Origin of the sequence: Comamonas sp. 4034 (assembly GCF_050434545.1) — a bacterium.
Lineage (GTDB): Bacteria > Pseudomonadota > Gammaproteobacteria > Burkholderiales > Burkholderiaceae_C > Comamonas > Comamonas odontotermitis.
In genome coordinates this window covers 41,148-60,881 of record NZ_JBNDIT010000003.1, presented here as the reverse complement: position 1 = coordinate 60,881, position 19,734 = coordinate 41,148, and the positions used below count along the sequence as shown (strand labels likewise).

Sequence of the window (19,734 nt, the reverse complement as noted above, 5' to 3'; positions counted from 1 at the left end):
ATAATAGCTGTCCGCGCATGTCATTGCTTGATTTCAGAATTTAAACACCATGAAATCCAACACCAACAAGCGCTGACAGCTCTCGTTTTGATAGATTGCGGCAGCCGCTACGCGCGGCCTGCCCCATCAATCCACCGTGGCACCCGAGGATTTGACCACAGGCGCCCAGCTGGCCACTTCCGATTTGATGAAAGCGCCGAACTGCTCGGGGGTGTTCTTTTCCGATACGGCGCCCAGCTTGGCATAGGCTTCCTTCACCTCGGGCTTGTCAAAGGCCTTGTTCATGGCGGCATTGAGCTTGTTGACCACCTCGGGCGGCGTGCCTGCAGGGGCGATCAGGCCGAACCAGGAAGATACATCAAACGGCTTGATGCCACTTTCTTCCATGGTGGGCAGATCAGGCGCCGTGGGCGAGCGCTTGCTGGTGGTGACCGCCAACGCCTTGAGTTTGCCGTTCATCACATGCGGCCACGAGGAGGGCATGTTGTCGAACATGAACTGCACCTGGCCAGCCATCAGGTCGGTGAGCGCGGGGGCGCTGCCCTTGTAGGGAATGTGCTGGGTCTTGAGGCCGGTGCGCAGCTTGAACAGTTCACCCGCCATGTGGATGGAGGTGCCGCTCCCGGAAGAAGCGTAGGACACCTTGTCCGGGTTGGCCTTGGCGTAGGCGATCAGCTCCTGCACGTTCTTGACGGGCACGCTGGGGTTGACCACCAGCACATTGGGCACCTTGGCGCCCAGGGCGACTGGCGCAAAGTCCTTGACGAGGTCAAAACGCACCTTGGGGTACAGCGTCTGGTTGATGGCGCTGGTCACCGCGACAAACAGCAAGGTGTAGCCATCGGGCTCAGCGCGCGCCACCTGTTCGGTGGCGATGTTGCTGCCAGCGCCAGGTTTGTTGTCGATCACGAACGACTGGCCGAGCTCGGCCGTCAACTCCTTGGCCATGATGCGGGCCACCACATCGGTGGTGCCGCCGGCAGAAAAGCCGACCACCACGCGCACGGGGCGCTCCGGGTATTTTTTGACGTCGGCTGCCTGCGCGGCCAAAGGCACCAGGGCGCTGGCACCCAGCAGTGTAGCGGCCAGAACGGTACGGCGCGATGCAGCATTGCGCAGGCCCTGGGCGCGGCGAGAAATATGGCTCATGTTTGTCCCCTTGAGAGCCTGCCGCTGAGCACGGCAGGCCGGTTTGTTTGCCAGGGATCCCCCGCAGAACCCTCGCCAGATGGGCTGAACGTGGATCGGGACTCACCACAAAGCGTCTTTTGAAGCCAATAACCATCGCTATCGACAAAAAGACATTGCAGCGGGTCGCCCGAGACCACGCTCAGACCACGGCAGGGATTTTTGCAGAGGCTCACCGGGTGTGGCGCTGCATGCACAGCGGCAGGATCGTTGCCCGCAGCCGCACATGACGGCAGGTGGCGCCGGTCGTAATTGCCCGGAAACCACCAATGGCCGCCATTGTGCCATGGGCCACCCAACGGAACCGGGGCCTTGGCGTGCAGCCATGCATGCATGGATGGGCAGGCGAGCAGTCACCGGTCGCGAACCCGGTTGTCAAAGGCCTTGCCCCATGCCTGCAGGCCGCCCCGGCGCAACGACGTACCGGCGTAACGACGCACCGGCGCTGCGGCGCAAGGCGGCTCCAGCCCCCAGTGCGAAGGAACCGGATCAGGTGGCGCGAACGGCTCGCTCCTGCTCAAGCTTTTCAAGCATGCGCCGGGTGATGGACTGGTTGGCGCCATTGCTGGCCGTGAACAGGAACATCGTCGCCTGCGGGTTGGACCAGCTCAGCTCCTTGGCAACCCATTCGCCACGGCTGAGGAACTCCAGACGCACCCCTTTTTGCACCTTGCGGCCACATATGTGCAGGCCTGCTGCACCCGAAGCGGCTGAGGCCGCCGGAGCTGCTTGCGCCACCGAAACAGGCGCGGCAGCGGGTGCCTGCGCCACGGCAGCGTGGGCATGCGGTGAGCCGCTGACCACCTCTGCTACCTCGGCCACCTCATCCTCCTGCACGACCTGCAACTCCACAATGGCACTGGGTGCCATATGGGCCACCGCAGTCAGTACAGGTGCAATCCGCTCCGGCATCCAGCCAATGCCGGTCAGCCCCGATTTCAGGCGGGTCAGCAAGGACGGGATCAGCATGTCCGTTTCGATGCGCACCCCGGCTCCGGCGTGGGCATCAGCCAATGCCAGCACCTCGGGCACCACCTGGCGGTAGGCGCGAAAGCTCGACGAATCCATGCCCGCGCGTTGTGCTGTCTGGCACAGCACCCGGGGCCAGGCATTGGTGAGCACCGCCAGTACCGCCGGATCAGCGTCAATGCTGCGCACATGCATGGCCACCATGGCCATGACGTCCTGCTCCATGGCATCAAGGCTGCCTGCGTGCGCCGGTTGCGCACTGCCTGCAGGCGTGGCGCGTGCTGACGGCTCTGCCAGCGGTGCGAGTGCAGATTCCAGGCCGACGCCATCCGATGCCGCCAGTTCGGATTCGGGATGGATGCTGATCAGCTCGGAGGCATCCCATTGGCTTTCCATGGGCATGCTGCTGGGCTCGCCGACAAGGCCAGCCCTGATGCTGACAGGCGCCTTGCGGGGTGCCACGGGTGCGGCAGCATTCAACCGCACCAGCGCCTGCGCAAAATCCGCGCTGGCTGGCAGCTTGAGCGCCGACAAGGTCTCGACCGTCTCCGAGACCACGCCCGGAAACTGCGGGTAAGACACGGTGCTGCCGCCCTCTTTCAATGTGGTGGCCTTGTCCACGATGGCCTGCACCAGCAGGCGCGCCGGGTGCGCTGCATCCGTCCAGAAGCCGGCATCGTGCTCCGACAGGCGCTCCAGCACGGGGATCAGCCGCTTGTAGGCACGCACGGCGCCCACGGGGCAATGCTCCGGTATCGCGAACAGCTTTTTCAATTTGCGCGCAAACGCCTTGGTATTGGCTTTATCCGCCTGGCGCTTGGCTTCGGCCTTGGACAGCAGCTCGGCATAGCTGTTCATCGCCAAAGTCATGATGCGCCGGTAGCTGATCTGCAGGTGATCGGCCATCACGCCCACCATGTCGGCGAGGAAGAGCGAAGTCACTTCGATGGAGATGCCCTGGTCCTGCAGGCTTGCCTGCAGGCTGTCCAGATACACCGTATGGTGCAACGGGTTGCCATTGCGCCAGTAGCGGGTGATCTTGCGCAGCGGCTGGTACACACGCTCCAGTGCAGTCCTGCTTTCCTCGGTCTGCTGCAGCAGGCTGATCTGGGCACGGCCCCACTCGATCTGGGCCCGCAGCATCTCCGACTCCAGCACACCAGCAAAGGCCATGCCGTCACCCCCCATCAACTGGTGGTAATCGGCCGTTTTTCCCTGTGCAATCAGAAAGGCCAGCTCGCGCAGCCGCCTGGCGTAACCGACCGGCAAGGTGTCTCGGCGGCGCTTGAGTTGCTCTATGGCATCTCGCAGAACCGGTTCCTGATGACTGTTGGCTGAATCCAACAACTTGGCACGCAAAGAGGCCAGGGCGGCATTGCCCATGGCCTTCATCAAGGGCTCTGCCTCCTGCAAAGCCTGCTCCAGGCAGGTGTCGAATACGGATGCTGCGCGCTGTTCCACGGTAATTACTCCCCCAAAGTAAAACGCCCGGCGCTTGCGCGAAGCGGCGGGCGGTGGTCGGCTTTACTTCAGGGCTTTGTAGCGCATACGCTTTGGCGCCGCCCCTTCTTCGCCCAACCGCTTCTTTTTATCTATTTCGTATTCCTGATAGTTTCCATCAAAAAACACCCATTGGCTATCCCCTTCTGCAGCAAGGATATGGGTAGCGATGCGATCGAGGAACCAGCGGTCGTGGGAAATCACCAACACAGTCCCTGCATATTCCAGCAAAGCGTCTTCCAGCGCACGCAGGGTTTCCACGTCCAGGTCATTGGACGGCTCGTCCAGCAGCAGCACGTTGCCACCCTGGATCAAGGTCTTTGCCAGGTGCAGGCGGCCACGTTCCCCGCCGGAGAGGTTGCCGACCTTCTTCTGCTGATCCTGACCATTGAAGTTGAAGCGCCCCGCATAGGCGCGCGAAGCCATCTGGAACTTGCCCACATTGATGATATCGAGGCCGCCGGAGATGTCTTCCCACACCGTCTTTTCATCGGAGAGGGCATCGCGGCTCTGTTCCACATAGGCCATCTTCACGGTCTGGCCGATGTCGACTTCACCGGAATCGGGCTGCTCCTTGCCTGCAATCAGCTTGAACAGGGTCGACTTGCCCGCACCATTGGGGCCGATGATGCCGACGATGGCACCAGCGGGAATGTTCATGCTCAGGTTGTCGATCAGCAGACGGTCGCCAAAGGCCTTGGAGACGTTCTTGAACTCGATCACACGGCTGCCCAGGCGCTCGGCCACAGGAATGAAGATTTCCTGCGTCTCGTTGCGCTGCTGGTATTCGTAGTCGCTCAGCTCTTCGAAGCGGGCAATACGGGCCTTGGACTTGGCCTGGCGCCCCTTGGCGTTCTGGCGCACCCATTCCAGCTCTTTCTTCAGCGCCTTGGCACGGGCTTCCTCGCCCTTCTGTTCCTGCTCCAGACGGTTGCCCTTCTGCAAGAGCCAATCGGAGTAATTGCCCTTGTAGGGAATGCCGTGGCCCCGGTCCAGTTCCAGAATCCACTCGGCAGCGTTGTCGAGGAAGTAGCGGTCGTGGGTAATGGCCACGACGGTGCCGCTGAAGCGGTGCAGGAACTGCTCCAGCCAGTCGACGGATTCCGCATCCAAGTGGTTGGTGGGTTCGTCGAGCAGCAGCATGTCGGGTTTGGACAACAGCAGCTTGCACAGCGCGACGCGGCGCTTTTCACCACCGGAGAGCTTGCCAACGATGGCATCCCATGGCGGCAGGCGCAGCGCATCCGCTGCGATTTCGAGCTGGTGTTCCGAATCAGTGCCAGCAGCTGCAATGATGGCTTCGAGCTGGCCTTGCTCCGCAGCCAGCGCATCAAAATCGGCGTCTTCTTCGGCATAGGCGGCATACACCTCTTCCAGGCGCGCCTTGGCGTTGTTCACCTCGGCCATGGCTTCTTCCACTGCCTGGCGCACGGTGTGCTCGGGGTTGAGCTGTGGCTCCTGCGGCAGGTAGCCGATGGACAGGCCCTGCATGGGAATGGCCTCTCCTTCGAACTCCTTGTCCACGCCTGCCATGATCTTGAGCAGCGACGATTTGCCAGAGCCGTTCAGGCCCAGCACGCCGATCTTGGCACCGGGGAAGAAGCTGAGCGAAATGCCCTTCAGAATCTGTCGCTTCGGAGGAACCGTCTTGGTGACGTTGTTCATCGAAAAAACGTATTGAGCCATGTGTTGTTTTGGTAAATCAGTAAAAAAATATGCGATTTTTGGTCGCGGCCACCCCAGGATTATCGGTGCATGCGACAATACCCCCAGTCAAAGGCTCCAGTTGCCTAGGACTTCAGCGCTAATGCTGGGGACGACGGACATCAGTTCCAGGCTCCACTCTTTGAACCCATCTGCCTTTGACTGGCGGCAATAACTCCAAGAAATTGCTGAGACAAGGCTGATACCCAGCGTCCAGGTTGGACGCATCTGATCCAATGACATTTGAAGAACTGAATCTGGCACCAGCCATTGTGCAGGCTGTGCGCGAGCAGGGCTATGACGCCCCTACCCCCATCCAGGCCCAAGCCATTCCCGTGGTGCTCCAAGGTGGAGACCTGTTGGCCGGTGCACAGACCGGCACCGGCAAGACCGCAGCGTTCACGCTGCCCTTGCTGCACCGCCTCACCCAATCCGAAGGTAGCCGCAACAAATGGGGCGGCAAGGCCATCCGCGCGCTGATCCTGGCGCCCACCCGCGAGCTGGCAGCCCAGGTGGAAGAGAACGTGCGCCACTATGCAACGCATCTGGACATCCAATCCACCGTCATCTTTGGCGGCGTTGGCATGAAGCCACAGATCGACCGCATCAAAAAAGGTATCGACGTACTGGTGGCCACGCCTGGCCGTCTGCTGGATCTGCAGCAGCAAGGCTTTCTGGACCTGTCCACCGTGGAAATCCTGGTGCTGGACGAAGCCGACCGCATGCTGGACATGGGCTTCATCCACGATGTGAAGAAGGTGCTGGCCCTGGTGCCCAAGGACAAGCAGAGCCTGCTGTTCTCCGCGACCTTCAGCGACGAGATCCGCGAACTGGCCAATGGCCTGCTGAAGAACCCGCAATCCATCCAGGTCACCCCGCGCAACACCACGGTGCAGCGCATCAAGCAGGTGATCCACCCTGTGGGCCGCGGCAAGAAAAAGCAGGTGCTGCTGCACATCATTCAGGAAAACAACTGGAGCCAGGTGCTGGTGTTCACGCGCACCAAGTTTGGCGCCAACAACGTGGCTGATTTCCTGACCAAGAATGGCGTCTCGGCCATGGCCCTGCACGGCAACAAGAGCCAAAGTGCCCGCACCCAGGCCCTCGAAGGCTTCAAGACGGGCGATCTGCGTGCCCTGGTCGCAACCGATATTGCAGCACGCGGCATCGACATCGACGAGTTGCCCAATGTGGTGAACTACGAGATCCCCAATGTCTCGGAAGACTACGTGCACCGCATCGGCCGCACGGGCCGCGCCGGTCGCGAAGGCAATGCCGTGAGCCTGGTGTGCATGGATGAAGAAGGCTTCATGATGGACATCGAGCGCTTCACCAAGCAGGAAATCCCGGTGCAGGTGATCGACGGCTTTGGCCCTGAAGAAGGCGAAAAGGCCGAACCCATCGCCATGGGCCGGCAAACCATCTGGGGCGGTGCCGGCAAGCCACCAAGCCGTGATGTGATGCAAGCGGCTGCCAAGGCTGCGCGCCAGGAAATGATGGAGCGCATCCGCACGACCAAGTCGACCCGCGGCACGGGCACCGCAGGCAATGCCAATGGCGGCCAACGCAACGCCAAGCGCGGTGCGGCTCCTCGCGCAGAAGCCAACGGCGAATTCGAGCCCGCAGGCGCAGAGCAGCCTCGCCGCGACCAGCGCCCTCCACGCCGTGATGCCAACCGCCAGGGCCCGCGCGGCTCCGGAGAGGCACGTCGGCCAGGTGGCCAAGGCGCACAGCCGCGCCACCCACAGGGCGCCAATCCGCGCCACAGCGGCCCGCGCGCTCCACGCCAGGATGAGCGCCAGCCCCGCGCCGATGCCCATCTGGGTACCCAGTTTGGTGGCACCGTGGATGGCCGCGATCACCGCCGCAGCGGCGCTGCGCAACCCGACCCCATGCGCACCAGCGTAGACAGCATGGCCGAACGCGGCCGTCGTGGCGGCTTTGGCGGCGGCAATCGCAATGGCGGCAATGGTGGGCGAGGAAATCGTAACCATTCGTTTTCAAGATAAGCATTTGCATGGTGAACAAATCTTCTTTTCGTTGATCTAGTCACCAGATTCCGCTACGGTAGGGCCGCATCAGAAAGAGATTTCCATGCGGCCCTTTGTTTCACCTGTACCTCTTGACACCCTCACGGTTGCGACCTGCAACACCCTGAATCTGGCGCTTGCCGAGCGCATGTTCTACCCCAACCAGGATGCCTACACGCGCAACCAGTACGAACGCAAGGTGCAGTGGCTGGGCAATCGCTTCCAGACGCTCAACGCCGACATCCTGGCCGTGCAGGAGGTCTGGGATGCCGCCGCGCTGCAGGAGGCCCTCAAGATCAGTGGCCTGCATTACCCCTTTGTGAGCGTGCCGGGCGCAGAGAACACCGATGGACAGGCTGGCGCCAGCGGTACACCCCGCGTGGGCATTGCCACGAGGCTCAAGGTGCTGGCCTGCCGCTCCTTTCCAGACTTCCCGGCAGGCCTTGGCCAGCCGATTCCGGGTCTGGGCATGCACGACAAATTCGAGCGCCCGCCGCTGGTGGCCACCTTGCAGATGAAGCACGGCCAGGTGGTGTCGGTGCTCACATGCCACCTCAAATCCAAGCGCCCCAAATTCCTGCAGGACGAAGCAGGCAATCCGCTCGAAGACCGCGACAACCCCAAGATTGCGGCACTCGCCTCGCTACGCTCGCTCATCATGCGCGGGGTGGAAGCCCTGGCCCTGCGCTGCCTCGTGATCGATCTGCTGCGCCATACGCGCATGCCCCTGGTGGTGATGGGCGATTTCAATGACACGCCCGACAGCGTCACCACGCAGCTGATTGCGGCCACATCCGAGGTCGCCTATGACCGGGGGGCACGCGACCGCGCCCTGTTCAATGCCTACGATCTGCTTGGTGATGCGGCCCTCAAGAAGGATGTCGCCTATTCGCACATCCACCAGGGCGCACCTGCCGTGCTCGACCAGATTCTGGTGAGCGAGGAGTTTGACCCGGGCAGCAAGCATTCCATTGGCGATGTGCGCCGGGTGGACTATTTCAACGACCACCTGCATGAAGGCCGCGACCGCACACGCTCCGATCACGGGTTTGTCCGCGCCCTGCTGCGCCTGCGCATCCCGGACAAGGAACAGGCAGCCACCCCACCCGGCTCAGCCGGAGCCCCGCCGGTCGCTGGTACATTCGAAGGGTCTTGACTCCCGGCTGCAACCGCAGCAGCAGCGGATTTTCTTTCGCACCCATCCTACGCAGACACCCGCCTCTGTTTTGCATAATGGCAACATAATTTTCAGGAGGGCCGTGCTTCGTCACGCAACAACAATGATGCAACCCCATTCCTCTCTCACTGCCTCGCGCTGGATGACGCTCAGCGCCGTTTCTGCAGCGGTCCTGCTGAGCGCATGCACCAGCACGCCCCTGCCCCCTTGGACGAGCGCGCCCACGGCAACGCCCGGCACGGTCACCACCGCCCCCAAGAGCCAGGGGCCTGCCCCCGTGCACATCCCCGGTGTCAGCAACCCGGGGGTCATCAGCACCCCCGTGGAAACCACGCCGCTGCAGGCCGTCCCTTTGAGCGTGTGGCAGGAAAGCCCCGAAGTTGCCGCACGGTTTCCAGACCCGGCCACCCCATACAGCACCCCTGGCCTGACCAATGGGCGCACCACATTCACCAGCAATGCGGAACTGGGCCAGATGCTGCGCCAGATTGCAGCAGCACCGGCCGGGGGAACCAAGGCCGAGCTGATCACGGCCGGCACCTCGCAGGAAGGCACCCCCATCCATGCCCTGCTGCTCACGCGCGCTGCTGGCACCAGCTTGCACGACCTCGATGCCAGCGGACGCCCAACGGTATTGCTGATCGGCCAGCAGCACGGTGACGAGCCTGCCGGCAGCGAAGCCCTGCTTGCCATGGCGCAATCCCTCGCGCAGGGCCCACTTGGGCCTTTGCTCGACAAGCTGAATGTCTTGCTGGTGCCGCGCGCCAACCCCGATGGCGCTGCCTCGGGCCGACGCACCACCTCCAACGGCATCGACATGAACCGCGACCACCTGCTGCTGCAGACGCCTGAAGCCGATGCGCTGGCCAAGCTCAGCCGCAACTACCGTCCCGTCGCGGTATTTGATTCGCATGAATTCACCGTTGCCGGACGCTATCTGGAAAAATTCCAGGCCGTACAGCGCTACGACGCCCTGCTGCAGACCCCGACCACGGCCAATACGCATGAATTTGTGGGCAAGGCGGCCAATGAATGGTATCTGCTGCCCATGCAGAAGGCGCTGACCGACCAGGGCATGAGCACCAACTGGTACTACACCACCACGAAGAAGGCCGACGACCTGACACTGTCGATGGGCGGCGTGCGCCCCGATACCGGCCGCAATGTCTATGCCCTCAAGAATGCGCCCAGTCTGTTGATCGAGACCCGTGGCGTCGGCATTGGTCGCGCCCATATCCAGCGCCGCGTCCACAGCCATGTGGTGGCTCTCACATCAGCACTGCAGACCACGGCGCAGCGCGCCAAGGAGTTGGAGCAGGTGCGCGCATTCGTGGCCCGCGACGTGGCTTCGCAGGCCTGCCGGGGCCAGTTCACCCTCGAATCCCAGCAAACCACTGAAAAGCGGCGCATCGTCTTCCTCGACCCGCAGACGGGTGAGGACCGTCCGCAGGAAGTGGACTGGAAATCGTCCGTCAAGCTGCAGCCGGGCGAGAGCCGTGCCCGCCCTTGCGGCTACTGGCTGTCCACCAATGCCGGTGAAGCCGCCGACAAGCTGCGCGCCCTGGGGCTGCAGGTACTGCGGGTGGCCGAGCCGGGCAATATGCTGGCAGACACCTACCAGGAACTAGAACGCAGCAGCAGCGCCAAGAATGATGTGCTGGGCCCCTCTTCCCGCTCGGTGGAGCGGGTCAAGGTTCAGTTGCAGCGCATTGCCATCGATGTGCCGGAAGGCAGCTACTACGTGCCATTGAACCAGCCCATGGCCAACCTGGCCATTGCCGCCCTGGAGCCCGATACCCAGAGCAGCTTTTTTGCCAATCACATCATCACCGGCCTGAGCGATGTGGCCCGGTCGATGAACAATCCATCGCTGGTGTACGACGAAACGGATTGAGCTGCCTCGTGCGCACGGCCTGACCGGCAGCCCTGAACAAGAAAGCCACCCCGGCATGCCAGGGTGGCTTTCTTCTTTCCTCTTTCTTGTTTGGCTACGTCAGGCCGTTCGCTGCAGGTAAGGCCCCTGCAGCATGTACATGCGGATCGCACTGCGGTACTGGCCGTTCGAAAAGAACTCATCCACCAGCTCGCCCTCCGGCTGAAAGCCCAGCTTGCCATAGATGTGGATGGCCTTGGCGTTTTCCTTGTCGACGTACAGGTAAATCTTGTGCAGGTTCAGCACACGAAAGCCATGGTCCAGCGCCAGTCGCGTGGCATGGGCTGCAATGCCCTTGCCCTGCTGGGCGGGGGCGATGATGATCTGAAACTCTGCGCTGCGGTGGATCAGATTGATCTCCACCAACTCCACGAGGCCAGCACGCTCACCCGCGTGCTGCACTACAAAGCGCCGCTCGCCCTGGTCATGCACATGGGCATCGTACAGGCTGGTCAGCTCGTCGAATGTGGCGTAGGGCTCCTCGAACCAGTAGCGCATGACGCTGGCATTGTTGTCCAGCAGGTGCACGAAGCGCAAATCCTCGCGCTCCAGCGGCCTCAGTTGAATATTCGTATTCATGAATCAATCCTTTTTAATTTCTAATCAATTTCAAATTCTTTGCCATGAGCAGCTGCCCGCTCAGCGCGTGCGTGTGCGCCAGGCCACCCAAGCGGTGACCAGCAGCAAAAGGGTCGCCAGCAGCAGCACTGCGGCAAAGCCTTTATCGAAGGCGGCGCTGGCCGCCTGCACCAGGCTTTGGGCGGCATCCAGCGGCATGCGTTCCGACGCCAGCAGGGCTTCGTCCAGGCTGTCGCGCACCGTAGGTGGCAGTGCAGCCGCAGCAGCCGCAGCAGCCGCTTCTGGCACGACCAGCGAATGGGCATAGACGGCCGAGAGCAGGCTGCCCATGACAGTCACCCCCAGGGCGCCACCCAGCTCGTACGACACCTCCTCCACCGAGGCTGCCATGCCGGCACGGTCGGCAGGCGCACGCATTAGCATGGTGGCCGAGGCCGCCGTGATGGCACCGCCAATCCCCAGACCCAGCAGCACCAGGCTCAGCGACTGCCACAGCGCTGTCGCCTCGTGCAGTGCCAGATAGGCCCCCATGCCCAGGCCGGAGGCCAGCAGCGCCAGTGCCAGCAGACGGCTGCTGCCCCAGCGCGGCAGCAGGCGCCCGGCAATAGGGCCTGCCACGAAGGCTGCAACCGGCAGCGGCAATACGGCCCAGCCAGCCTCCAGCGGGCTGAAACCCAGCACCAGTTGCAGGCGCTGGCTGAACACCAGCTCCATGCCCAGCAGCGCAGCCGCCGCCACCAGGGCCGAGATCACGGCGGTGCTGAAGCCCTTGTCCTTAAACAGGGCCAGATCGAGCAGCGGGTGGCTGCTGCTGCGCTGGCGGCGCACGAAGATCCACAGGAAGCCAATACCTGTCAACAGCGCGAAGGCAGCCAAGGCCCAGTCCGGTGATTGCTTGCCCAGCTCCTTGATCGCATAGGTGCCTGCCATCAGGCCCAGCATGACCTGGATGGAGGCCACCAGATCCCAGGGCCGCTCCCGATTGCCTTGGCTGGCAGGAATGTACCGCCAGGCGAGCGGCAAGGCGATCAGCACGATGGGCACGTTGATCAGGAACACCGAGCCCCACCAGAAGTGCTCCAGCAGCGCCCCGCCCAACACCGGGCCGAAGGCAGCGCCACCAGAAGCCAGCGAGGCCCAGATGCCGATGGCCAGGGCGCGCTCCTTCTCGTCGCAAAAGCTCAGTCGGATCAGCGACAGCGTGGCCGGCATCATCATGGCCGCGCCCACGCCCAGCATCGCACGGGCCGCGATCAGCACGCCCGCGCTTGGCGCAAAGGCCGCCGCCAGCGAGGCACCGCCAAATACGGTCAGGCCCGCGATGAACAGGCGCTTGTGGCCCAGGCGGTCGCCCAGCGTGCCCATGCCCAGCAGCAGGCCGGAGACGACGAGGGAGTAGCTGTTGATGATCCAGAGCTTGGCCGATGCGGTGGCAGCCAGGTCATGGGTGAGACGCGGCAGTGCCGTGTACAGCACCGTCATGTCGATGACGATGAGCAGCAACGCGACGGAGACGATGCCCAGCACTAGCCAGCGGCGAGACCCGAGGCCCTGAGTCAGCGAAGTGGAGCGTGTTGTGGTTTGCATGGAATCCTCTTGTGGAGGGAGGTTGTCTTGAATAAAACCTCATGATCTATCATTTTTATATTTGATAAAAGCTTAGATTAATCAGTAAAATTGATGTATGGAATGGACTCTTGAGCGCCTGAACCAATTCGTCACCGTGGCCGACTGCGGCTCCATGACCCAGGCTGCGCGGCGGCTGGGGCGCGCCCAGTCGGCAGTGAGCATGGCCATGGGCCTGCTGGAGGCGGACCTGGGGCTGGCGCTGTTCCAGCGCATCGGGCGCTCGGTGCACCTCACTCCGGCGGGGGAAGTCATGCTGGTGGAGGCGCGGGCCCTGCTCAACCAGGCCCAGGCGCTCGATCTGCGCGCCCAGGCGCTGGCCGCCGGTCAGGCCGCGCAGCTGTGCGTGGCCATTGACGAGGCCCTGCCCTACCCACCAATCGCCAGACTGCTGCGGGAGCTGGCGCAGCAGTTTCCTGCGCTGGAATTGACCCTGCTCAATGGCACTGCAGCCGAGGTGGCCCAAACCGTGCAGTCGCGCCAGGCCGCGCTGGCCTTCCAGTTCGTGCGCGGGCCTGCGGACGCGCAGTTTGCCCAGAGCTATGTGGCAGGCGTGCCGCAGATGGTGTTCGTGGCGCGAGACCATCCGTTGGCTGCAAAGACCCGCATCACCCGCGAGGACCTGGCCAGCCACCGCCAGTTGGTGATGCACATCGAAGACGTTGAAGACCTCGTGATCAGCCCGCGCATCTGGCGTTCGGAGAGCTTTTACGTACTCGCCGACATGCTGGCCGACGGCATAGGCTGGGGCATCCTGCCCCGCAACATTGCCGAGGCACCGGGCATCGAGCCCCGCATCGTCGCACTCGATTGCCCGGAACTGCGTCTGCCACCGCTGGCCGTGCGCATGCTCAGCCTGCAGGGCGCAACGCTGGACGGCACCGCGCTATGGCTGCAGCAGCGGCTGGCGGAGCTACTGATGCTGGGCGATTGAGCCAGCGCTGAACGGCCCCCTCTACACCAACGCAAATTGGCAATCCATGAAACACCACCTGATCGCATCACTTGCAGTTCTGAGCGTCGTCTCATGCACCAATATTCCTCATTTCAACCGCCCGCCCCCGGACACGGGCATCCGGTACGATTCAAAGGCATCCATCACCGGCATTCCAACCATGTCAGCAGCCGAGTTGACACGCCAGAAAGGACTGGCCAACAACGGTGACGGCAGAGCCGCCTTCAACGTGTATACGTACTACCGATCTACCGCCAATGACCAGCCAAAGGCCATGGAGTGGCTCTTGATGTCCGGCGAGCTGGGCTACCCGTCTTCGCAATACATCCTGGCCCAGATCTACCGGCATGAGAACAACTACGAGAGAGCCATCTACTGGGCACGAAAAGCGAGGGACAGTGGCTACCCCAATGCACAGTCAACCCTGGAATCGCTGGAGAGCGAGCAGCCATGAAAAAGGCCCACAGCGTGGGCCCCGGATGAAGATCAAGCCTTGTGATTGCGGAACGCGCTCACACCCCCGCAGCGTTCAGATTCCGAGAAACCTGAACGGCTCGGCAGGCCGGAAGGCACTGGTGGCATCCCCGGCAAAGGGATGATCCTGGTTGGGCCCCAGATCAAGCTTGAGCACTTTTCCCTTGCCGCTGCTGAAATCGATGCGCTTGAGATCCACCCAGAAGGTATTGGGCGTGAGTGCCGACTCAAAGAAATACAGCTTGCGCTGGTGGTCAAACACGGTGCGCCAGCGCGTCGACGAGATATTGGGCTCACCAGGGGTGGTCAAGCCATAGGGCACCGAGACATTGCGGATGACGCTGAAGACGCTTGCCAGCGTCTTGTTGGCATCCTGGTCCTTGGGAATGGCGTTTACATAGAACGAGGCGCGGGCAAAGCGGTCTGCTGCGCGATTGGTGCCCGGCAACATCGTCGTTCCACCCACCTGCTGCCAATAGCTGTTGAGCGCCAGTTGCTGGTCAAAAACCGGCGAGTTCGTCATTACCTGGTAGCTGCGGCTGTGGTGAATGACTTGACGCCCATCAATATATTCAACGATGGCGCTGTCACCGCTGGCGTCCGATATCGACAGATGCAGCGTAGCCAGCCGGCTTTCGCCTGGAACGCTATCCGTGACAATGGTGAAAGGCTGCTGTTGCAAGGCGGCCACCGCCTCTTCGACGGTTGCAAAATTATCCAGAACATACTGTGCCCAGGCAGCGATGCTCAACCCCGGCTTGCTGTTCGAATCGAATTTGGGGTACTGCGACTCCACGAGCCACAGCAGGTTGGCGCTCAGGCCCGCCTCATTGACGCCATCGGTCGTGGAGATGTCATAGCCCGATGTGACGACACTGCCATAACGCGATGTCCAGCGCAGCGAATTCGGCCCTGCTTCACCGCTTCTCGCCATACCGCGCGGCATCACCCACAGATTGCTCGTGATATCGCTCTTCCAGTCCATGGAGCGCGCGGTGACCACTTGCCCGCCATCACCCAGAAAGACCAGCCTCGTGCATGCCGACGCGCCGGGCATTGCATTCAGCAACGCCAGGCTGAGAAGCAATGGCTTGATACCAAGGAACCGGCTCCTGCAGGAATGCATGCAATTGCCCTTGGTAGGTTTGGAGATCGCCATACGTCGGTCCTTCAGCGCGGAGTGGAGCTTCCGCTCGCCTTCCAGGCACCGTCACCCTGCTTGCAGAACCAGAACTGCCAGTTTTCCGACTGGCTGCCTCTTGCCACATCGGCCTTGACCAGCCTGCAGGTGTTGGCAGATTTTGTCTGCGCCGTCTGCAAAGGCGTCAAAACCACCTTGATGGCCTTGGATGCCACCGCGTTGGTGCTGCTCCAGGACTTGGCCACGCCATCCTGAGGGCTCTCCAGCACGCTGCCCAGGGCCGAACGAAACGAAGGCAAATCCTTTGCCGGAATATTCCGGATGATCGTGTCATTCAGAAAAAAAGCGGGGGCCACCTGCGCGGAAATCTGCATGGCCGATGCAGCCAGTCCACAGGCAACAGCGAAGTTTCGGAAAAAGGCGTTTTTGTTCATGGGAAGACAATGGATGGGTGAGGAAAGTACGGAAAAATCCGTGCAAATTGCGCTCTTCATCGCGCTCTTGATTGCGCATTTCATTCGGTTTGAAAACGCAGGCTTGCATGCTTTGGATATCTACTGATAGCCAACGTTACCACACGAAGCTCTTTTTAACCATGCCGCTTCTTTGCCATAACATCCGCTGCGGCGGTTGCAATCAGGAGCCAGCTACAAACTATCGATGGCCGTGGTCGCGGCGCAGAAGTATTCAAGCGCCCTGCCGGCCTCCATGCTGCTCAGCGCTTCGATATCGAGCGCATCCATATCCACATCGGAATACCCCATCGCCCAGCTGGCGAACCGGCGCTTCCCTGCAAGTTCCTGCGTCAGCAACGGGTTGAAATGCCTGTGCCGTGCATCCACTGCCAGCTTGGTGGCCAGGGATGAAATCGCCTCTGCGGGTCCTTCGACATACTGCGCAAATCGCTCTCCGTCGAAAACCAGTATTCCTGTGATGCCCTGGATGGCGTTGAGTTCTCTGGCCTGCTTGACGATCTGTCCAACCTGGTGAACGTCCAGATCAGGGGCTATCTGGCTTATGTAAAGGAGACAGTGCAATGGAGGCGACATAGATAAGGCTTCCAACCAGGTACTCGGCCATGTTAACTGCCTCGCAGCCTATCACCAATGCGCTTTCACTGCTTGGGCGAGAGCGGATGGTCGCGCCTGAAAAACTCCCACTCCTCGACCTGCGAGCCGTCGGGAAGCACACAGATGCCTACCTGCCCCTGGGGCGTATCCTTGATCTGCAATGCTCCACCCCTCTTGACGCAGTATGCCGAGGCCGGGTTGGGCATGCCAATGCGGGGCTGCGGCTCGGGCTGCGCACAGGCACTGACAGCAAGAGCGCAGAGGGTGATGGCAATGGGGTTCAAGGGATGGGTCATGAAGTCATGATAGCGAACCTGGACCGAGCGACCTGGAAAGCTGCCACTGCTGCGAGCGTTTCGCTGCCTCACTTCTGCAATGCCTGCGTGCAAGAATGCTTTCACGGGCATCTCGCAAAGCAACGACGGCAGTGCAAGGGCTCGGTTCGCTGTTGGGCTTCGCCCAAAGTGGCGCGCGCCCACTACCCACCGGCCAAGTAATGATATTTATCAAAATTATCAAATTCAATTTATTATAAATTTAATATATCATTGCACCCCTATAGAGAGAGGGAATACCACGACAAAAAGTTAGTTCAGCTTTGAGCCTGCGCATAGCAGGCTCTTTTTTTGACCCGCAACGAGAAAAAATACAAATATTTTTCAAGAATCGATAGTGATGCGCTAATATCGATTCCTCGATTTGCGCCGAGTTCGTGCTCTCCTCCCTCCCTCTCTATACTTGCACGATATCCCTGGTAACCCAGGGTCGGCTTTTTTTACAGCGAAACTCGCGCCACCTTCGGGTGGCTTCTTTTTGCCTGAAGGGCGCGGGTACCTGCCGACATGCGCAAGGATCGCAATGGGGTGCTCACTGACGCTCTCATGCAAGCTTCCGCTCCGCTCTCTCTCAGTCACTGGAGCTTTCGATCTGTGATCCGCTGGGTAGCGCCCGGCCTCTTCTCCCATTTCGGCTTGGGGTGTGCTGGGTATCTGCCACTGCCATCAGTCAAAAGCGCTCTGCATCCAGGCCGAGTGCAGGGCTTAGGCGGTTTCCTTGGCATCCGTTTTCCGCACTACCTCAAGCTATCCCTCAGCCCTTCTCTGCCAAACGCACAAGGGTTTTTACCTATAAACCTTTTGAGCAAGAAGAACACAATTGAGTCACTCACCAGAAACTCCATCTAGAGAGAGATCACGACTGAATCCTATTCAAGCCCTCTGCTATCGGTAAGTTTCAGTGAGTGAAGGGCCTACCCAGTAGGCCCTTTCTGTTTTTGACGAGCATCGCTGCCGCCTCCGGCTCGGCCTTCTTTGGCTTTGCCATTCTGTGCTTGTCAAAAATCAGTCTGTTCCGAGGCCATGCATTCCTGAAAACTTGCGTCTCACATCTTTGAAGCCATAGGCTCTCCAAAGTAGCAAAACAGCCCGGGCCGGATGTCCGTTGACAAGCTGGCAACTGGTGGGCGTCCCCCGGTCAAAGCAACCAGGTGAGTCCCTAAATTCCGGGCATAATAACAAGCGGTCATGAAGATCGCCGATTGGCCAATGCGGCGCGCTCCGCATCTGGTCAAAATTTCAATTGCGGAAAAGTCAACTTTCCTCAATCAAATCAAACTCCTGCCCGTAGCTCAGTTGGATAGAGCAACAGCCTTCTAAGCTGTGGGTCACTGGTTCGATTCCAGTCGGGCAGGCCAGTCTCTGCAACGATTTCACGCTATCAATACTGTAGTTTTCTGCTTCGGAAAACTGTTGACCTGCACAGTCTTCCAGACCAATCTTTCAGTTTCCGCTGTAGCAAAAGCGAAGCAAAGTTAAGACTGCAGCTCAAGCATTTATCCCGGGTGCGCTCCATTATTGGTTGCAGAATAGGGCAGCAGCCAAGGAGCCTGAAGATGGATCTTGAAAGAGCACACGAAGCTGCCGCCCGAGCGCTATGCCGCCAGCGCCAGGCTATTGCCCTTACCGCGCGGCTGGAGAGCTAGGCAACTGCCGCCTCACCCCGGCGAAGCCCCCTCACCCATAGCCAGGATTGACCGGCATCACTGGTGGCAGATGACGGCTATCGCCCCAAAGAGAACAGTGCACAACCAATCTAAAATTGGTCAACGGTACACGATACGGCATCTCGGCAAGAGCCAAACATGCCCAATGAAGAAATTGGTTTTTTCGGGAGACTTCACCGCATGAAGGCTGTGCAACTCATCGCTTTAGTGATTGTCGTTGGCGTGCTTTTTCTTGTGGTGAACGGATTGTTTTCCGCGTGGGCTTTGCTTGAGCTGGCCTGGTCGACGATTCTCGGCTTTGTAAATCTCTTTTGATGTTGGCCTGCCATCGTGCATTTCCACACCATATGGTTGTCACATCCTTGGGTCTCCGAGCCCAACTTTTCATTCCATCGGATGCGTAACGGAGCCGTTATCACGGCCCTTGGCCTGGTGGCCCGGCGTCTTCGCCCGTTTAGCCGGGACGTTGAGCGTCTGCTTGCATCTGCCGAGATCGGCTGCTATTGGCAACTCGCCAGTCAGGCCACTGCGATGACCGTCTGACTTCAACCAAACTGCCTCCACGAAACTTGGTGTGGTTCAGCAGTGCCACGCACTGCGCATACTGCGATGAGCGCAGAGACCGATGAGGGAACGGTTATCTCCTTCAAGCCTCTACGCCATTGCTATCGAAATATAGCAATTGACCTGTGTCATCGACTCTTCCAGTCAAACACCGGCACGGATATGCGCTCATCAAACGAGCCATTCCACTGCGCATGCAGGCCTGCTGCCACCAGCGCACGCATCACACGCTGGCCGACCTCCAGACCCAGCGAATGCTCCAGTGCCGCGTCCAGCGGGCCAAAGGCCAGGTAGAGCCCGCCCCCACGCACCGCCCGCGCCAGGTCCTGTCCGTGGAAAAAGCAATAGCCGATGAAACGCGTCGCATCGCTGCGCTCTCGCAGTTCCTCGCGAATATCGTCATAGCCATCGCTTTGGGTATGGCCCGCATTTTGCAGGCAGACCACGCCCTGCTGCTCCAGCTGGTCAAAGGCCTGATCGAGGCGATCACAGTCGGTCACGCGCGGCCACTGGCCTTTGGCAAGCTCCAATGCGGCAAAGCATTGGCCTACAAAGGCCTGCACCTCGTCCTCGTCCAGTTCCCCGGGGTTGTACATCTCGTCCACGATGATTTCGACGATGCGCGAGGCGTCTTCAAACCCGCCATGCACCAGCACCGTAATCTCGTCCCGCACTTCATGGTTCAGAGGCATTTCGCACGCTCCACACTTGTGTTGCCCATGGCTGTTTTTAACCCAGCACCTGGCTGCCTGCAAGTACAGCGCTGCTTTGCTGAACATGCGACGCGAAGCCCATGAGCGGGGGAGCCGCCTCGCCAAAGAA

General features: G+C 60.8%; 17 protein-coding genes and 1 tRNA gene. 8 read left to right on the top strand and 10 right to left on the bottom strand.

Going from position 1 to position 19,734, the window contains the following annotated elements:
• Positions 1-126 precede the first annotated feature (126 nt).
• From ABIE32_RS04515 to ettA, 3 genes are all read right to left on the bottom strand, one after another.
• Positions 127-1,149, bottom strand: a complete 1,023-nt coding sequence (locus ABIE32_RS04515) for a Bug family tripartite tricarboxylate transporter substrate binding protein (protein WP_429014355.1) — start codon at positions 1,147-1,149, stop codon at positions 127-129.
• Between the two features lie 528 nt (positions 1,150-1,677).
• Positions 1,678-3,618: a DUF1631 family protein gene (locus ABIE32_RS04510; protein WP_429014354.1), complete on the bottom strand. Its 1,941-nt coding sequence runs from the start codon at positions 3,616-3,618 to the stop codon at positions 1,678-1,680.
• Positions 3,619-3,681: 63 nt separating this feature from the next.
• Positions 3,682-5,343 carry an energy-dependent translational throttle protein EttA gene (ettA, locus tag ABIE32_RS04505; RefSeq protein WP_224152001.1) on the bottom strand — a complete coding sequence of 554 codons (1,662 nt, stop codon included), beginning with the start codon at positions 5,341-5,343 and terminating at the stop codon, positions 3,682-3,684.
• Positions 5,344-5,597: 254 nt separating this feature from the next.
• On the opposite strand from ettA, the gene ABIE32_RS04500 reads away from it, so the two are divergent.
• The 3 genes from ABIE32_RS04500 to ABIE32_RS04490 all read left to right on the top strand — a co-directional run bounded on the left by ABIE32_RS04500 (position 5,598) and on the right by ABIE32_RS04490 (position 10,462).
• Entirely contained in the window at positions 5,598-7,370 is a 1,773-nt protein-coding gene (locus ABIE32_RS04500) for a DEAD/DEAH box helicase (protein ID WP_224152000.1), read from the top strand.
• 85 nt (positions 7,371-7,455) lie between these two features.
• Positions 7,456-8,547, top strand: a complete 1,092-nt coding sequence (locus ABIE32_RS04495; RefSeq protein ID WP_429014353.1) for an endonuclease/exonuclease/phosphatase family protein — start codon at positions 7,456-7,458, stop codon at positions 8,545-8,547.
• Positions 8,548-8,671: 124 nt separating this feature from the next.
• Positions 8,672-10,462, top strand: a complete 1,791-nt coding sequence (locus tag ABIE32_RS04490; protein ID WP_429014351.1) for a M14 family metallopeptidase — start codon at positions 8,672-8,674, stop codon at positions 10,460-10,462.
• Between the two features lie 99 nt (positions 10,463-10,561).
• Here ABIE32_RS04490 and speG read toward each other — a convergent pair whose 3' ends face one another.
• Together speG and ABIE32_RS04480 are read right to left on the bottom strand one after the other, a co-directional pair.
• Entirely contained in the window at positions 10,562-11,080 is a 519-nt protein-coding gene (gene speG, locus ABIE32_RS04485) for a spermidine N1-acetyltransferase (RefSeq protein ID WP_429014350.1), read from the bottom strand.
• 60 nt (positions 11,081-11,140) lie between these two features.
• On the bottom strand, positions 11,141-12,667 hold the full coding sequence (locus ABIE32_RS04480) for an MFS transporter (RefSeq protein ID WP_429014349.1): 1,527 nt from the start codon (positions 12,665-12,667) through the stop codon (positions 11,141-11,143).
• A 97-nt stretch (positions 12,668-12,764) separates the two neighbouring features.
• Between ABIE32_RS04480 and ABIE32_RS04475 the strand changes: the two genes are divergently transcribed.
• Both ABIE32_RS04475 and ABIE32_RS04470 read left to right on the top strand, forming a co-directional pair.
• Positions 12,765-13,640 (top strand): LysR family transcriptional regulator, encoded by an 876-nt coding sequence (locus tag ABIE32_RS04475; protein ID WP_429014347.1) that lies wholly within the window; start codon positions 12,765-12,767, stop codon positions 13,638-13,640.
• A gap of 46 nt (positions 13,641-13,686) precedes the next feature.
• Positions 13,687-14,115, top strand: a complete 429-nt coding sequence (locus ABIE32_RS04470) for a tetratricopeptide repeat protein (protein ID WP_429014346.1) — start codon at positions 13,687-13,689, stop codon at positions 14,113-14,115.
• 75 nt (positions 14,116-14,190) lie between these two features.
• Here ABIE32_RS04470 and ABIE32_RS04465 read toward each other — a convergent pair whose 3' ends face one another.
• Complete coding sequence (locus tag ABIE32_RS04465; RefSeq protein ID WP_429014614.1) at positions 14,191-15,192, bottom strand: linear amide C-N hydrolase; 1,002 nt, start codon at positions 15,190-15,192, stop codon at positions 14,191-14,193.
• 113 nt (positions 15,193-15,305) lie between these two features.
• Positions 15,306-15,650: a hypothetical protein gene (locus ABIE32_RS04460; protein ID WP_224151993.1), complete on the bottom strand. Its 345-nt coding sequence runs from the start codon at positions 15,648-15,650 to the stop codon at positions 15,306-15,308.
• On the opposite strand from ABIE32_RS04460, the gene ABIE32_RS04455 reads away from it, so the two are divergent.
• Positions 15,649-15,837 (top strand): hypothetical protein, encoded by a 189-nt coding sequence (locus tag ABIE32_RS04455; protein WP_429014344.1) that lies wholly within the window; start codon positions 15,649-15,651, stop codon positions 15,835-15,837. The two genes, ABIE32_RS04460 and ABIE32_RS04455, sit on opposite strands and share 2 nt — an antisense overlap.
• An 86-nt stretch (positions 15,838-15,923) precedes the next feature.
• Here the strand turns inward: ABIE32_RS04455 and ABIE32_RS04450 are convergent, their stop codons facing one another.
• Together ABIE32_RS04450 and ABIE32_RS04445 are read right to left on the bottom strand one after the other, a co-directional pair.
• A complete protein-coding gene (locus tag ABIE32_RS04450) occupies positions 15,924-16,325 on the bottom strand; it encodes a BLUF domain-containing protein (RefSeq protein ID WP_429014342.1) in 402 nt (133 codons plus the stop codon).
• 65 nt (positions 16,326-16,390) lie between these two features.
• Positions 16,391-16,642 carry a putative hemolysin gene (locus tag ABIE32_RS04445; RefSeq protein ID WP_429014340.1) on the bottom strand — a complete coding sequence of 84 codons (252 nt, stop codon included), beginning with the start codon at positions 16,640-16,642 and terminating at the stop codon, positions 16,391-16,393.
• Positions 16,643-17,962: 1,320 nt separating this feature from the next.
• Here ABIE32_RS04445 and ABIE32_RS04440 point away from each other — a divergent pair.
• Together ABIE32_RS04440 and ABIE32_RS04435 are read left to right on the top strand one after the other, a co-directional pair.
• Positions 17,963-18,039, top strand: a tRNA-Arg gene (locus ABIE32_RS04440).
• A gap of 447 nt (positions 18,040-18,486) precedes the next feature.
• Positions 18,487-18,663 carry a hypothetical protein gene (locus ABIE32_RS04435; RefSeq protein WP_377780368.1) on the top strand — a complete coding sequence of 59 codons (177 nt, stop codon included), beginning with the start codon at positions 18,487-18,489 and terminating at the stop codon, positions 18,661-18,663.
• Between the two features lie 377 nt (positions 18,664-19,040).
• Here the strand turns inward: ABIE32_RS04435 and ABIE32_RS04430 are convergent, their stop codons facing one another.
• A complete protein-coding gene (locus ABIE32_RS04430) occupies positions 19,041-19,604 on the bottom strand; it encodes a DUF6891 domain-containing protein (protein ID WP_429014338.1) in 564 nt (187 codons plus the stop codon).
• Positions 19,605-19,734 lie beyond the last annotated feature (130 nt).